Annotated in this window: 11 protein-coding genes, 15 tRNA genes, 2 rRNA genes, 1 pseudogene and 1 riboswitch; of the genes and pseudogenes, 22 read left to right on the top strand and 7 right to left on the bottom strand. The window is 38.3% G+C overall.

What is annotated here, in order from left to right:
• The 18 genes from N7Z68_RS21710 to N7Z68_RS21625 all read left to right on the top strand — a co-directional run.
• A 23S ribosomal RNA gene (locus tag N7Z68_RS21710) occupies positions 1 to 125 on the top strand; the annotation flags it as partial.
• A 219-nt stretch (positions 126 to 344) separates the two neighbouring features.
• A 5S ribosomal RNA gene (gene rrf, locus N7Z68_RS21705) occupies positions 345 to 460 on the top strand.
• Between the two features lie 21 nt (positions 461 to 481).
• Positions 482 to 557 (top strand) — tRNA-Ala (locus N7Z68_RS21700).
• 25 nt (positions 558 to 582) lie between these two features.
• Positions 583 to 659, top strand: a tRNA-Met gene (locus N7Z68_RS21695).
• Between the two features lie 5 nt (positions 660 to 664).
• Positions 665 to 741 (top strand) — tRNA-Ile (locus N7Z68_RS21690).
• Positions 742 to 770: 29 nt separating this feature from the next.
• Positions 771 to 863: transfer RNA gene (locus tag N7Z68_RS21685), tRNA-Ser, on the top strand.
• A gap of 63 nt (positions 864 to 926) precedes the next feature.
• Positions 927 to 1,000: transfer RNA gene (locus N7Z68_RS21680), tRNA-Cys, on the top strand.
• A gap of 28 nt (positions 1,001 to 1,028) precedes the next feature.
• Positions 1,029 to 1,117 (top strand) — tRNA-Leu (locus N7Z68_RS21675).
• Between the two features lie 4 nt (positions 1,118 to 1,121).
• Positions 1,122 to 1,198: transfer RNA gene (locus N7Z68_RS21670), tRNA-Arg, on the top strand.
• A 71-nt stretch (positions 1,199 to 1,269) separates the two neighbouring features.
• Positions 1,270 to 1,343 (top strand) — tRNA-Gly (locus tag N7Z68_RS21665).
• Between the two features lie 11 nt (positions 1,344 to 1,354).
• Positions 1,355 to 1,431: transfer RNA gene (locus N7Z68_RS21660), tRNA-Ile, on the top strand.
• A gap of 8 nt (positions 1,432 to 1,439) precedes the next feature.
• Positions 1,440 to 1,515 (top strand) — tRNA-Asn (locus N7Z68_RS21655).
• 6 nt (positions 1,516 to 1,521) lie between these two features.
• Positions 1,522 to 1,596 (top strand) — tRNA-Glu (locus N7Z68_RS21650).
• Between the two features lie 128 nt (positions 1,597 to 1,724).
• Positions 1,725 to 1,800 (top strand) — tRNA-Val (locus N7Z68_RS21645).
• Positions 1,801 to 1,805: 5 nt separating this feature from the next.
• A tRNA-Thr gene (locus tag N7Z68_RS21640) sits at positions 1,806 to 1,881 on the top strand.
• A 146-nt stretch (positions 1,882 to 2,027) separates the two neighbouring features.
• Positions 2,028 to 2,103: transfer RNA gene (locus N7Z68_RS21635), tRNA-Lys, on the top strand.
• Positions 2,104 to 2,113: 10 nt separating this feature from the next.
• Positions 2,114 to 2,197, top strand: a tRNA-Leu gene (locus N7Z68_RS21630).
• A gap of 353 nt (positions 2,198 to 2,550) precedes the next feature.
• Positions 2,551 to 2,823: a hypothetical protein gene (locus N7Z68_RS21625; protein WP_275120545.1), complete on the top strand. Its 273-nt coding sequence runs from the start codon at positions 2,551 to 2,553 to the stop codon at positions 2,821 to 2,823.
• An 82-nt stretch (positions 2,824 to 2,905) separates the two neighbouring features.
• Here N7Z68_RS21625 and N7Z68_RS21620 read toward each other — a convergent pair whose 3' ends face one another.
• The 3 genes from N7Z68_RS21620 to N7Z68_RS21610 all read right to left on the bottom strand — a co-directional run bounded on the left by N7Z68_RS21620 (position 2,906) and on the right by N7Z68_RS21610 (position 5,218).
• Positions 2,906 to 4,138 carry a C40 family peptidase gene (locus N7Z68_RS21620; RefSeq protein WP_275120544.1) on the bottom strand — a complete coding sequence of 411 codons (1,233 nt, stop codon included), beginning with the start codon at positions 4,136 to 4,138 and terminating at the stop codon, positions 2,906 to 2,908.
• 412 nt (positions 4,139 to 4,550) lie between these two features.
• Entirely contained in the window at positions 4,551 to 4,916 is a 366-nt protein-coding gene (locus N7Z68_RS21615; protein ID WP_275120543.1) for a bilin-binding protein, read from the bottom strand.
• The gene (locus N7Z68_RS21610) at positions 4,913 to 5,218 is read right to left on the bottom strand and encodes an antibiotic biosynthesis monooxygenase family protein (protein ID WP_275120542.1); all 306 of its coding nucleotides are present in this window, start codon (positions 5,216 to 5,218) and stop codon (positions 4,913 to 4,915) included. The genes N7Z68_RS21615 and N7Z68_RS21610 overlap by 4 nt, the downstream gene beginning before the upstream one ends.
• A gap of 101 nt (positions 5,219 to 5,319) precedes the next feature.
• Here N7Z68_RS21610 and N7Z68_RS24415 point away from each other — a divergent pair, with 101 nt between their 5' ends.
• Positions 5,320 to 5,823 (top strand): cobalamin B12-binding domain-containing protein, encoded by a 504-nt coding sequence (locus N7Z68_RS24415; protein WP_373323212.1) that lies wholly within the window; start codon positions 5,320 to 5,322, stop codon positions 5,821 to 5,823.
• On the opposite strand, the pseudogene N7Z68_RS21600 reads toward N7Z68_RS24415, so the two are convergent.
• Positions 5,747 to 6,883: pseudogene (locus tag N7Z68_RS21600) on the bottom strand (chemotaxis protein CheB); the annotation flags it as partial. The gene N7Z68_RS24415 and the pseudogene N7Z68_RS21600 sit on opposite strands and share 77 nt — an antisense overlap.
• A 346-nt stretch (positions 6,884 to 7,229) precedes the next feature.
• Between N7Z68_RS21600 and N7Z68_RS21595 the strand changes: the two are divergent.
• The 3 genes from N7Z68_RS21595 (at position 7,230) to N7Z68_RS21585 (ending at position 9,890) form a co-directional block, all read left to right on the top strand.
• Positions 7,230 to 8,444: an MFS transporter gene (locus N7Z68_RS21595; protein ID WP_275120541.1), complete on the top strand. Its 1,215-nt coding sequence runs from the start codon at positions 7,230 to 7,232 to the stop codon at positions 8,442 to 8,444.
• A gap of 410 nt (positions 8,445 to 8,854) precedes the next feature.
• Positions 8,855 to 9,214: a hypothetical protein gene (locus N7Z68_RS21590; protein ID WP_275120540.1), complete on the top strand. Its 360-nt coding sequence runs from the start codon at positions 8,855 to 8,857 to the stop codon at positions 9,212 to 9,214.
• Between the two features lie 85 nt (positions 9,215 to 9,299).
• Positions 9,300 to 9,890: a DNA-3-methyladenine glycosylase gene (locus tag N7Z68_RS21585; RefSeq protein ID WP_275120539.1), complete on the top strand. Its 591-nt coding sequence runs from the start codon at positions 9,300 to 9,302 to the stop codon at positions 9,888 to 9,890.
• An 82-nt stretch (positions 9,891 to 9,972) separates the two neighbouring features.
• Here N7Z68_RS21585 and N7Z68_RS21580 read toward each other — a convergent pair whose 3' ends face one another.
• From N7Z68_RS21580 to N7Z68_RS21570, 3 genes are all read right to left on the bottom strand, one after another.
• Positions 9,973 to 10,773: an FRG domain-containing protein gene (locus tag N7Z68_RS21580; protein ID WP_275120538.1), complete on the bottom strand. Its 801-nt coding sequence runs from the start codon at positions 10,771 to 10,773 to the stop codon at positions 9,973 to 9,975.
• A 120-nt stretch (positions 10,774 to 10,893) separates the two neighbouring features.
• Positions 10,894 to 11,214, bottom strand: a complete 321-nt coding sequence (locus tag N7Z68_RS21575; protein ID WP_275120537.1) for a DMT family transporter — start codon at positions 11,212 to 11,214, stop codon at positions 10,894 to 10,896.
• Entirely contained in the window at positions 11,214 to 11,558 is a 345-nt protein-coding gene (locus N7Z68_RS21570; RefSeq protein ID WP_275120536.1) for a DMT family transporter, read from the bottom strand. The genes N7Z68_RS21575 and N7Z68_RS21570 overlap by 1 nt, the downstream gene beginning before the upstream one ends.
• Positions 11,559 to 11,614: 56 nt before the next feature.
• Positions 11,615 to 11,714: riboswitch (guanidine-I (ykkC/yxkD leader) on the bottom strand.
• Positions 11,715 to 11,932: the final 218 nt, after the last annotated feature.

The following is an 11,932-nucleotide window of genomic DNA, read 5'->3' as shown; positions in this document are numbered from 1 at the left end:
AGATGAGATTTCCCATTACGTTAAGTAAGTAAGACCCCTTAGAGATGATGAGGTTGATAGGTCTCGGGTGGAAGCGTGGCGACACGTGGAGCTGAGAGATACTAATCGGTCGAGGACTTATCCAAATATGAAAGGCGGAAATGCCTTGGTCAGATTTGCAGTGCGTTGGAGCTTCAGAAGGCGAAGTGGTAACTTCAACTGAAGAAGTGAAACGACACAAAAATCTAGGCATTGAAGCTAGACAATAATAAAGCGTTGAATTCATCTAGCCATTATCCAGTTTTGAGAGAACCACTCTCAATGTGAACTAAGATAACCAAAGGGTCATCTGATGTTCAATATAGTCTAGTGGCGATAGCGAAGAGGTCACACCCGTTCCCATGCCGAACACGGAAGTTAAGCTCTTCAGCGCCGATGGTAGTTGGGGGCTTCCCCCTGTGAGAGTAGGACGTCGCTAGGCTTATATTACTTATAATTTAATGGGGCCTTAGCTCAGCTGGGAGAGCGCCTGCCTTGCACGCAGGAGGTCAGCGGTTCGATCCCGCTAGGCTCCACCATATATATTTAATAGCTTTTTATAATGGCGGTGTAGCTCAGCTGGCTAGAGCGTACGGTTCATACCCGTGAGGTCGTGGGTTCGACTCCCTCCGCCGCTACCATTATAGGACCCTTAGCTCAGTTGGTCAGAGCGGTCGGCTCATAACCGATTGGTCGTAGGTTCGAGTCCTACAGGGTCCACCATACAAAAGATTGAATTAGCTATCCAGTACGGAGGAATACCCAAGTCCGGCTGAAGGGATCGGTCTTGAAAACCGACAGGCGGGTTAAACCGCGCGGGGGTTCGAATCCCTCTTCCTCCGCCATTAGATACTGAATTTATTACTGCTGTTATGGTACTTGTTAATTCTAGTAAAACTAATAGTTTTGGCGGCATAGCCAAGTGGTAAGGCACGGGTCTGCAAAACCCTTATCCCCGGTTCAAATCCGGGTGCCGCCTCCAATACAAATCTTTTTAAATCGTCTGCATTGCCGGGGTGGTGGAATTGGCAGACACACAGGACTTAAAATCCTGCGGTAGGTGACTACCGTGCCGGTTCAAGTCCGGCCCTCGGCACCATATTGCGCCCTTAGCTCAGCTGGATAGAGTGTTTGACTACGAATCAAAAGGTCGGGAGTTCGAATCTCTCAGGGCGCGCCATTTCTTTTTTGAAAGTATACTTGTAAACCCTTTGTATACTTAACTAGATGAACGTTTTTATAGAATAACTTGCGGGTGTAGTTTAATGGTAAAACCTCAGCCTTCCAAGCTGATGTCGTGGGTTCGATTCCCATCACCCGCTCCATTTTAATTTATGGGCCTATAGCTCAGCTGGTTAGAGCGCACGCCTGATAAGCGTGAGGTCGGTGGTTCGAGTCCACTTAGGCCCACCATATATTAATCCACAGTAGCTCAGTTGGTAGAGCAATCGGCTGTTAACCGATCGGTCGCAGGTTCGAGTCCTGCCTGTGGAGCCAAGTGTTGGCCCGTTGGTCAAGCGGTTAAGACACCGCCCTTTCACGGCGGTAACACGGGTTCGAATCCCGTACGGGTCACCAAATTAAAAAAAATTTTAGAAACAAGAAGATCTGGGAAGTGAAGTCCTGAGGAACAGATCGTATCTAAATACGTGAGTACCGGAAGGGCGAAACTGACGAAGAAATTCATAGCTTATCAAAGCCTGAATGGAGGATTAGCTCAGCTGGGAGAGCACCTGCCTTACAAGCAGGGGGTCGGCGGTTCGAGCCCGTCATCCTCCACCATTTTAGCCGGTGTAGCTCAATTGGTAGAGCAACTGACTTGTAATCAGTAGGTTGGGGGTTCAAGTCCTCTCGCCGGCACCACTTTCACATGATTTTACATCATGAGCCATTAGCTCAGTTACGAGCAAGACAGCGTGAATTTACTACGAGTTGTTCCGACACAGCCTGCTACAAAGGATTACAAGTAGAGGAAGGAACATGATAAACTACACATGATTTTACATCATGAGCCATTAGCTCAGTTGGTAGAGCATCTGACTTTTAATCAGAGGGTCGAAGGTTCGAGTCCTTCATGGCTCACCATTTTAATATTGCGGGTGTGGCGGAATTGGCAGACGCGCTAGACTTAGGATCTAGTGTCTTTGACGTGGGGGTTCGAGTCCCTTCACCCGCACCATTACATAATTTAAAAGTAATACAGGAGATCGACGTATGTCGGTCTTTTTTTGATTCATAAACAATAGGGAAGTGGCTATAGTAATACCATTTTAATTACCATTATGAAATCTAAAAAGATCTGGTTTTATATTATTTTACGCTTATAGTCGATGAGTAACAGGACATTAAATTAATATTCTTATAAAGCTAACCCGCCCAATTTAACAATCCTCTTTAATTCGGCTTTTTATTTTTTTCGAAAAATGATTTTTGTGAAACTAGGTGGAAGGTAAGAAAAAACATAGTATGTAAAGTAATCTGCAAAGGTACAATAATCAAGTAATTTAATTTTTTTAAAAAGGAGAGTTATCCATGCAACAAAATCAGCAAAACCAAGCTGCTCAGCAAGCACAGCAAGCTATTCAACAAGCTCAACAAGCAGTTCAACAAGCAACTCAACAGGCTAATCCTCAGGCGCTTCAACAAGCGCAGCAACAGTTACAACAAGCTCAACAGCAAATCCTGCAAGCACAAAGCGGGGCGCAACCAGCACAACAGCAAAATTATATGCAAGCGCAACAGCAGTTACAGCAGGCTGCCCAGCAAATTCAACAAGCTCAACAACAGCAAAACCAACAGCAATAAGGTTTCAAATCTATAGAGTATAGTAAAAGGGTAGCTCAAGTATTGAGCCACCCTTTTTAATGGTTTGAGAATTAAAAATCGATTAATTTAATACCCTACGTGCTTGAGTATGTCTTGAAGGATTATAGGATGAAATTTTAACTACATCTCCAGTTTGTGGGGAGTGTATGTATTGTCCATTTCCAATATAAATACCAACATGATGGATTGGGTTTCCTCTAAAGATTAAGTCTCCAGGCTGGACTTGGTGTGGTGATACTGCCACTCCAACTGTCGCTTGTTGCCTAGAAGTTCTCGGTAAATTTACACCAACGGAACGGAACACATAAGAAGTGAAACCTGAGCAATCAAATCCACTTGGTGTTGTTCCTCCCCAAACATAAGGTGTTCCTAAAAATTGTTTACTATAATTAATTAACGCCGTAGCTTTGTCTGAGTTTCCAGAGCTTACAGGTTGAGCAGGGCTGCTAGTCGTGTTGTTGCTAGTCGTGTTGTTGTTAGTCGCTGTATTTGTAGGAACAGGTGCTTGTGCTGTATTTGTATTTGTTACAGTCGGTTGACTTGAAATCGATTGGTTTGTTTGACTGACTTGTTCTGTTTGATTAGCTTGTTGAGCTTCTTGTGCTTGTCGCGCTTGTTCAGCTTGTTCCGCTGCTAGACGTGCTTCTTCTTCTGCTCTCCTAGCTGCCTCTTCAGCTATACGAATTTCTTCTTGGCGTTTTAATTCCTTAACTTCTTCTAACTGATGCATAACGGATCTTTTGTTTTCTTCGAGTGATGCTTGTTCTTCTATTACCGTTTGCTTATTTTTTTCTAATTGCTCTTGTTCTTTTTCAAGGTTTTCTTGTAGAGCGTTAAGTTCACGCTCAGCTTTTTCAAGGTTTTCTAGTAATTTTTGATCTTGTTCTATTACTTGAGAGATCAGTGTAACGCGCTCTATAAGGTCTCCAAACCCATTTGAGGATAAGATGACATCAATATAAGTAAGCATAGGACTTTGTCCATTTTGTTGGATGGCACGCAGTCTGTCAAAATAAATTTCTTTCAGACTATCAAACTTAACTTGGGCTTCTTCAATCTGTTGTTGATTGTTTGAAATTTTTTGTTGAGCGCCTTCGATATCTTTTGTCAGTTCTTCAATTTTTACAATGGCTTCAATAATCTTATTGTCATATGTAAGTATCTTATCTTCTAAATCTTCTATCTGTGCTGTATAGTTCGTGATAGGATTAGCATAGGATGTTGCAGGTGCCGCACTAATAAGGGTTGCAGCTAAAGCTGTAGCAATAACTACATGTGTTAACTTCCTTTTCATTCTATTACTCTCCTTTTATATCTATCTTTCCCAATGTTGGAAAGTTTATCTTTTACTAGTCTCTCAAATTTTAATATGTTTCATGTCTAATAACAATGAATTTTGCTAGAATGTAATATAATTGTTACATAAGAAATGATTATGTCGTATTTTAGAAGCATCTATTTACTTATTGTGGAAAAAGTAAGGTTGTTTTTTGCAGTTTGAAGATATATTTATTCAAAATAGGGGTAGTTACTAAGTCTAGTAATATTGCAGGGAGGTAAATTAATATTTGGTTTGTTTATTTTTCTGTAGATTTATTAGATTTCGATTAATACAGCTCTCTTTATTTCTTACTAGCGAGGAGCTAAATATAAAAAATAATGCTGCCTATTGTAAAACTTCTAACAATAAACAGCGGTAGAGTTATTTATTCTGTAGCTTTGGCTTCCAATGTTTCAATCGCTTCATTTAATGCTTCTGTATAGAAGCATTCAACTTCTTCATCAAGTAAGCCGCTGATTTCCTCTTTAAGCCATTGGAAATTTTCGATGATAAGAGTTGTCCTTACGTTTCTAGAAGTTAAAACCTCATTCAACCATAAAGAGTAGTCTATAAATACTTTTTTATTCTGTAACTTCCATGCTGTATCTAAATACTGAAGGTGGTAATTATTATCTTCTCTCGTTCTTTTCTTCCCATTTTCACCAAATTGCTCTACTAAGCTTGGATATTTTGTATAAAACTTTTTAACAATTTCGTCAACAATCTTCTCTTTAACCGCTAGATCGATCATGTCGCAACCACCTTAAAGCGTTGTACGATTGGTTTTATTGAAGCTAATTCATAATCTGGATATTTCTTCTCCAGTTCATGAATTTGTTTAAAATTATCACTTCTAATCCATTTGAAATAATGTTCTTCGGATTCCCATTCCATTTGTACCGTTAATTCTCCTTTTCTAACTTCATTTTGTAATAATTTAAACGACTTAAAACCTTCTTCACGATCTACGGAACGGGAACGTTTTTGATATAGTGAAATAACTTCTTGTATCTTATTGTCTGGAACGACAACAATTGAATGTACGATATACATATCCATCTCTCCTTTCTATAGATCTCTTCACAATTATAGCAAAAGAGTATATTTTAAAAAGCTCTTTATAGTATACTAATAATATTTGAGGAGGTAAAAAAATGTACCCAGAAGAGGCGAAAAAATTAGCTCTCCAACTATTAAAGGGGGATATCCATTCATCTTGGAAAATAATCCATAATCTTGACCAAATAGGTATGAACAGTTGTTATATTTATGATCAAGCTTTGCGAAATGCGATGTACTATATAGGTGATTTGTGGAAAAACAATGAGATAACTGTTGCTGATGAGCATTTAGCTACGGGAACAGCGGATATTATATTAACCCGTTATATATTGGAGAAGAAAGGGATGGAACCAAGTAAACGCGCGCTGTTCTTCTGTATAGAAGGGGAGGAGCACGTACTAGGCTTAAAGATGGTTTCCTCTTTCTTTAAGGAAAAGGGATGGGATACGCAGTTTTTAGGTGCGAATTTACCTCTAGAATATGTAGTGTATAGTGCAAAAAAATGGAAACCCTCTGTAATAGGTATTTCGATAATCGCTTGTTTGAAAGGGAAGAGACAATACTGTCTGGATAAACACCTTGCATCGCTGTCTTGATAGAGTTATTGTCTAAGTCGGTTGCAAAAATTCTAATGTTAAAGTCTTCTTGAATATCATCCATATATTCTTTAAACATAATAGCCACGGAATATGCTTCTTCCCCAGTTGAACAGCCAGCGATCCAAATGCGAATGTCTTTTTCTTGATCTTTTCGCTTTTGTTGAAAGATTTGGGGTAAAACTTCTTTCTTTATTAAATGGAAAGCGTCTGGATCACGGAAGAAGTGAGTCACACCAATTAACATATCATGTTGTAGTTGTATAATTTCGTTTGGATTGTTTTCTAAATACTTGCGGTAGTCTTTTAATGTTAGACACGTTGAATGAAATAGGTTGACTCGTCTTTCGATCCGACGCAGTACACTGTTTTGTTTATAAAGCGAAAAATCGATATTGCATTTATCTTTAACAAGCTTATAAATTTTAGTTAGTTCATCTTCTTCTAATTCAATTTTTTTGTAGGTACTATATTTAGAAATGATTTTCGCCATTTCAATAGGTGATAAAATATAGTTTACAATACCGGTTTCTTCAGCACTTCGAGGCATGTCCGGAAATTTTGCTGTCTCTTTCTTTTGCGTAAGAATAATACCGCCTGATTCATGGATCGCTTATATCCCTTTTGATCCGTCCGTTCCTTTTCCAGATAATATAACGCTAATAGCTTTTTCTTTCTTCATTGTTGCCAGAGATGAGAAGAGGGCATCAATTGGAAAAAATAAGTTTTGTTTTGGATTACTAGGTGTTACGAACAGTTTGCCGTCTTTAACCGTAACTTCGGTCCGTGGAGGATTTAAATAAATGCAGTTTGGTTTGAGTTCCATCCCGTTATCAGCTCTAATGATTTCCATGTGAGTATGTCTAGAAAGTAATTCAGGCATAAAACTTTTGTATTGATCTGATAAGTGTTGAATTAAAATAAATGCCATGCCGCTAGTTGAACTAATTTCTTTAAAAAATTCCTCAATTGCTTCAAGCCCGCCTGCTGATGCACCAATACCGACAATAAAGAAATCATTGATAGGTTTTGGACTATCCAACTTTACGGGGCTATTCATTACAGTCAATTTTTCCCCACCTCAAATATATAAGAATAATTTATGAACGCTCATTCATTCAAACGCACAAAAAGGCGCACCGGCCCTAGTTATTTCGTGCCTCTATTATATATGTAAAACCCGTTTTTTTTTTAGTGTTTCGACAATAAATGTCAGTACCATTTGTATATTAGTCCGTGTAATTTTAATAAATCGATCTAACATAGTAAAGAAGTAACTTACTGTTACCATTTCAATGGAAAAGCTTTTAATACTTTCATTAAAAGGAGCATAGGGTAGAGAGGTAAGGGGTAATCATAAAATCTACTAAAATAGTGTTCTACTAGATAAATATGAGGTGAATGGAGTGAGTGAGGAAAAGCAGTCAAATGTCACGAAAGTAGATCATCTTATTTTTATTCTTGTAACGGTCATGTATTGGTTTACTATTTATAGTTATGTTCCTATATTAACAGCCTACTTAGACTTTTTAGGAGCTACCTATATGTTCATTGGTGTTGTAGTAGGAAGTTATGGTTTGCTACAAATGCTTATTCGTCTGCCGCTTGGAATTTATTCTGATGTCATAAAACGTCGGCGACCTTTTATTATTCTCGGAATTGCCATTGGGAGTTTAAGCTGTTTTGGTTTTATACTGACGGACCAATTAGGGTGGACGCTGCTATTTAGAGCTCTGGCTGGAGTAAGTGCTTCAACATGGGTGGCGTTTACTGTTTTATATGCGAGTTATTTTTCAAAAAAAGAAATTACGAAGGCGATGGGTTGGATTAGTATCACAATGGTACTCGGTCAGTTGGTGAGTATGATTTTCAGTGGCGTTGTTGTTGAAAGATTTGGTTGGATGGTACCATTTTGGATTGGTGGTATCGCAGGAGTTATTGGATTATTTTTATGCATCTGGCTGAAAGAAGAAAAGGAGGGCGTTAATAGAAAACCCATCAATGTAAAAGAGCTAGTTATGATTGTTAAAGAGCCTCAGTTAATTAAAGTAACACTGCTGTCCGTTTTAGCCTACAGCATCATCTTTATTACAATCTTTGGGTTTTCTCCGAATTACGCGTTGCAGCTAGGTGCTTCAACTGTAGGATTAAGCTACTTAGTTATTGTTTTTGTCGTTCCACATGCTTTTGCAGCAATTGTTGTTGGCAAGTGGTTAAGACCTCGGCTAGGTCATTGGGGAACACTATTTGTTGGTTTTATCGCAAGTGCTTTGATGACAGGGTTAATTCCACTTGTTTCTTCTTTTAGTTTATTACTTATCACTCAAGCTATTAATGGTTTCGCGTTAGGGGTTGTACTTCCGTTGCTTCTCGGAATGTCGATCGAATCCGTCGAGGATGAGAAACGAGCAACTGCGATGGGATTTTATCAAGCGGTATATGCCGCGGGGATGTTTGTGGGACCTTTTGTAGCAGGAATGTTAAATTCTATGTTTGACCTTTCGGCGGGCTTTTATTTTGGAGGAACCATCGGAGTTTTAGGCGTTCTATTAGTAATTGTTTGGAAACGTGCAGAGGAAAATGAAGCTGAAGCAAAAAGACAGAATCCAACAGTAAACTAGGTTCATAAAGGATTATAAAAAAGAGGATACTATTGTTTTGTTATATGTTATTATGGTCAGAAAGTCATAATCCCTTACTTTAGCAGGCGATATAGTAAAGCAGGGATATTTTAATTTAACTAACGCCTTTATATTTATCTTCCCATTTGATTCGCCATTTATTTCGTCTTTCCATTCGATTTCCTTTATAGAGGTGTTTGTACTTTTTCCAATGTGTTTTCCATTTGCTTCTTCGTTCTGTTCTCATCTTTATGTCTTCCCTTCTGTCATTTTCTTAGGTCCTTTTTTATTTCTATAATTATTGGAAGTTCCCTTTGACTAGGATTGTCTATTATCGTCTAATTTTGCAGACTTACCTTGAGAAAGAATAAATGAAGTGAAAAATTGCCAAATTGTGATGTATATGTTTAGTGAAAAAAGAAGTTCTAGGTCACACTATAGGGATAGATATTCCATTTTGGTTCGCTGAAATTGAATGCGTTAATCATTTTGGACAGGGCATTTTAGCCGAGTGGGTTATTAAAGAAGTTGATGAAATTACAGTAATGGCATATCGTACATTAGCTGAAGATGAAGGTGGGATTATAGATATTGTGAGTAAGGAGATAGAGTGGGCAAACCAATTAAACAAAAGTGTTTTTATTGCTGTTGAGACTGTCCCATTACCAGAAGTTCATACAATTTTTTATCAAAAGGGAACGGACCGAATGAACGAGCAAGAGAGATTGTTAATATGCACTTTAGAGGTGAACCCTCCTATCAAGGAATAGCCGTTCATCATCTAACGAATTGGAGGGCTATGAAAGTAAAGAATATGGAGGACTAAGTTTTGAATGGTATCGGGGTGAGGTCAACATGCATGAACCTGTAGAAGCTTCATTTTTTCAACAAAGTACTCTTGAGTTATCGAAAGCATTGCTTGGAAAATTACTAGTAAAAGAAACACATCAAGGTGTCGCAGCTGGATGGATTGTTGAAACTGAAGCATATATTGGACCCGATGATCGAGCTGCACACAGCTATAACAATCGACGAACGACACGAACGGAAGTCATGTTCGGACCACCCGGCTATGTATATACATATGTAATGCATACTCATTGTCTGGTAAATGTTGTGAGTGGTGACGTTGGTCACCCTGAGGCCGTTCTAATTCGAGCCATAGAACCGTATGTAGGTATTGACTTAATGTACGAGCGACGAAGAAAGGCCAAAAAAGACCGAGACTTAACGAGTGGTCCCGGAAAATTAACGAAAGCACTTGGGATTGATAAAGAAGATTATGGTCGTCCGTTTTTTAAGCCCCCATTGTGGATAGCTGAAGGTAAATCATTAGTAATGGAGGAAATTGCAGTTGGTCCAAGGATAGGAATAGATAATAGTGGTGAAGCAAAACATTATCCGTGGCGGTTTTACTTAAAAGAAAACCCTTTTGTAAGCCGGTAGCATGAGTGGAGGGGGGTTATAAATGGAGGTGTCAGGTACCTTTAACACTTGATTGTGTTAAAGGTACCTGGCACCTGTTCTTTTATAGGAGGATATGGAGCTTGAGTGAGCGACAAAAGCCTTCAAGTCCCGGGTAAATTGTTTCGTGGGTAATGTTCATTTGGGCGAGCTTATACCAATAATCTTGAAGGTTTTCCTTGTTAAAGATGAGTTTGTACGTTACATCCTTCCCATTCAGCTTATTATCATTAATGTTATATACTTTAAGGATCTCATCCATTGTCTTATTAATAACACTCGGTACGAGAAACACACCTTGTTGAATTCTGAGCCGTTCATTTTTTTGGTATGGATCATAACGAAAAATGAATAGTTCTGAGATCGTTTCTGGATCAAATATGGCTTGTTTATATTGATAGAAGTCGTCACCATAACGGTCGTTATCGTATTTTTCAAGTTCCCTAACATTTAATGCATAAATACTGAAGTTATCCTCAGCCCCGTCTAAAGCAAAAAAGGCTGCTATGTAAGGTGACCGTGTCCAGTCCAGTAATCGAGTGGGCGTACCATAATCCTGCATAACAGACAAAGGCTCCAGCCTGAAATTAACCCAGTCTTTCTCGCTTTCTTTACTAGGCACTTGAAATTCTAAAGAAGAATATAAGTGCGCAGACGAATAAAATTCGTTCACCATCTTGTTTTCGATCGTGACACAATCTGCATTAGTCGGTTGGTTGTAAATCTTTTGAACTTCTCGAAACAATGAAGATTGCAAATCCCAATCAGAATTTCTCTGACCTCGAAAAATCCATTCATTATAATGTAAATGAGAGATAACATCATTAAACTCATGCCAGCTCTCAATTTTTATTTCCTTCCACATAACGATAGCCTCCAAGACAAATCTAGCGAGGTAATATAAATAGTCCAGTACATCTTATTTTGTTCTTAGAAGTTCGATTGCATACAATATTAATTGTAATTAAAACAACACCATCACTAATTAAACTGGTGATACTAATTTTAAACCAATCGTCGCACCGATAATAATAAATATGAAAAATAAACGAAATACATTTTTCGGTTCACCGTAATAAATAATCGCTAGGATAGCTCCTCCAGCAGCTCCAATTCCAGTCCAAACCGCATATGCTGTAGACATCGGTAGATTTTGCATCGCAAGGGCAAGAAATAGAAAGCTTCCGCCGAAAGCAGAAAGTAAATATACTAATGCTCGCCAATTGCGATCTCTATGAAGTTTATTGATCATTACAACCCCGATCATTTCTGATATGCCAGCTATAGTCAGATACACCCACTCCATTATGCTTCGTCTCCTTTCACTGTTGTCTCACTTGGACTAACAACTTTGAGACCAATGACACCAATTAATAAAAATAAAATAAGAATGATTGTTACAGGTTGAAAGGGTTCATTAAAAAAGATGATATCAGCTACTACTGTACCAACCGTTCCTAACCCTACAAAAACAGCATAAACCGTACCAACAGGAAGTCTGCTGGCCGCCATTATCATTAAATAAAAACTAACAAAAATAGCAATGGCTGTTGTAACCCAAGTCCATAAATTATAAGAATGCTTCAAGCCAATGACCCAAAGGACTTCAAAAAATGCAGCAATAAAAACCGTAAACCATACTTTTGACATCTAATCACCTCTTTTTGTTCAATGTAAAAAGCCCGAGAAGATATTAAAAAGTAATATCCTCCCGGGCTTTTGTCCCTCCGTGAACACAGTTATAAGAACTGTGCGTTTTCTCTCGGACCAGACCAGATTAACTGCGGAACCCTAGAAAACCACTTCATTTAATTACTTTAATTTTACCTTAAGATCGAAGGGTTTGTAAATGTTGAAAAAGTAGTATTGTACTGATATCCGATATATTTAGTTTACTGAAATCTCAAATGTAAGCGTTTGAATACTATTAATTCTGAAAATTAATAAAATTTAATGCTATTTTTAGAAATTTATAGTATACTACTTGGTAGTTGTTACTAATACCAAGCTTTGGTTAAAAAAGG

The organism is Alkalihalobacterium chitinilyticum, from assembly GCF_029028005.1.
GTDB lineage: Bacteria > Bacillota > Bacilli > Bacillales > Bacillaceae_F > Alkalihalobacterium > Alkalihalobacterium chitinilyticum.
The sequence above is the reverse complement of the archived record's forward strand: the minus strand, read 5'-3'. Positions and strand labels throughout refer to the sequence as shown.

Coding starts and splice junctions, on each gene's coding strand:
- N7Z68_RS21625 (WP_275120545.1), top strand. CDS start 2,551: ATGCAACAAAATCAGCAAAACCAAGCTGCTCAGCAAGCACAGCAAGCT.
- N7Z68_RS21620 (WP_275120544.1), bottom strand. CDS start 4,138: ATGAAAAGGAAGTTAACACATGTAGTTATTGCTACAGCTTTAGCTGCA.
- N7Z68_RS21615 (WP_275120543.1), bottom strand. CDS start 4,916: ATGATCGATCTAGCGGTTAAAGAGAAGATTGTTGACGAAATTGTTAAA.
- N7Z68_RS21610 (WP_275120542.1), bottom strand. CDS start 5,218: ATGTATATCGTACATTCAATTGTTGTCGTTCCAGACAATAAGATACAA.
- N7Z68_RS24415 (WP_373323212.1), top strand. CDS start 5,320: ATGTACCCAGAAGAGGCGAAAAAATTAGCTCTCCAACTATTAAAGGGG.
- N7Z68_RS21585 (WP_275120539.1), top strand. CDS start 9,300: ATGCATGAACCTGTAGAAGCTTCATTTTTTCAACAAAGTACTCTTGAG.
- N7Z68_RS21580 (WP_275120538.1), bottom strand. CDS start 10,773: ATGTGGAAGGAAATAAAAATTGAGAGCTGGCATGAGTTTAATGATGTT.
- N7Z68_RS21575 (WP_275120537.1), bottom strand. CDS start 11,214: ATGGAGTGGGTGTATCTGACTATAGCTGGCATATCAGAAATGATCGGG.
- N7Z68_RS21570 (WP_275120536.1), bottom strand. CDS start 11,558: ATGTCAAAAGTATGGTTTACGGTTTTTATTGCTGCATTTTTTGAAGTC.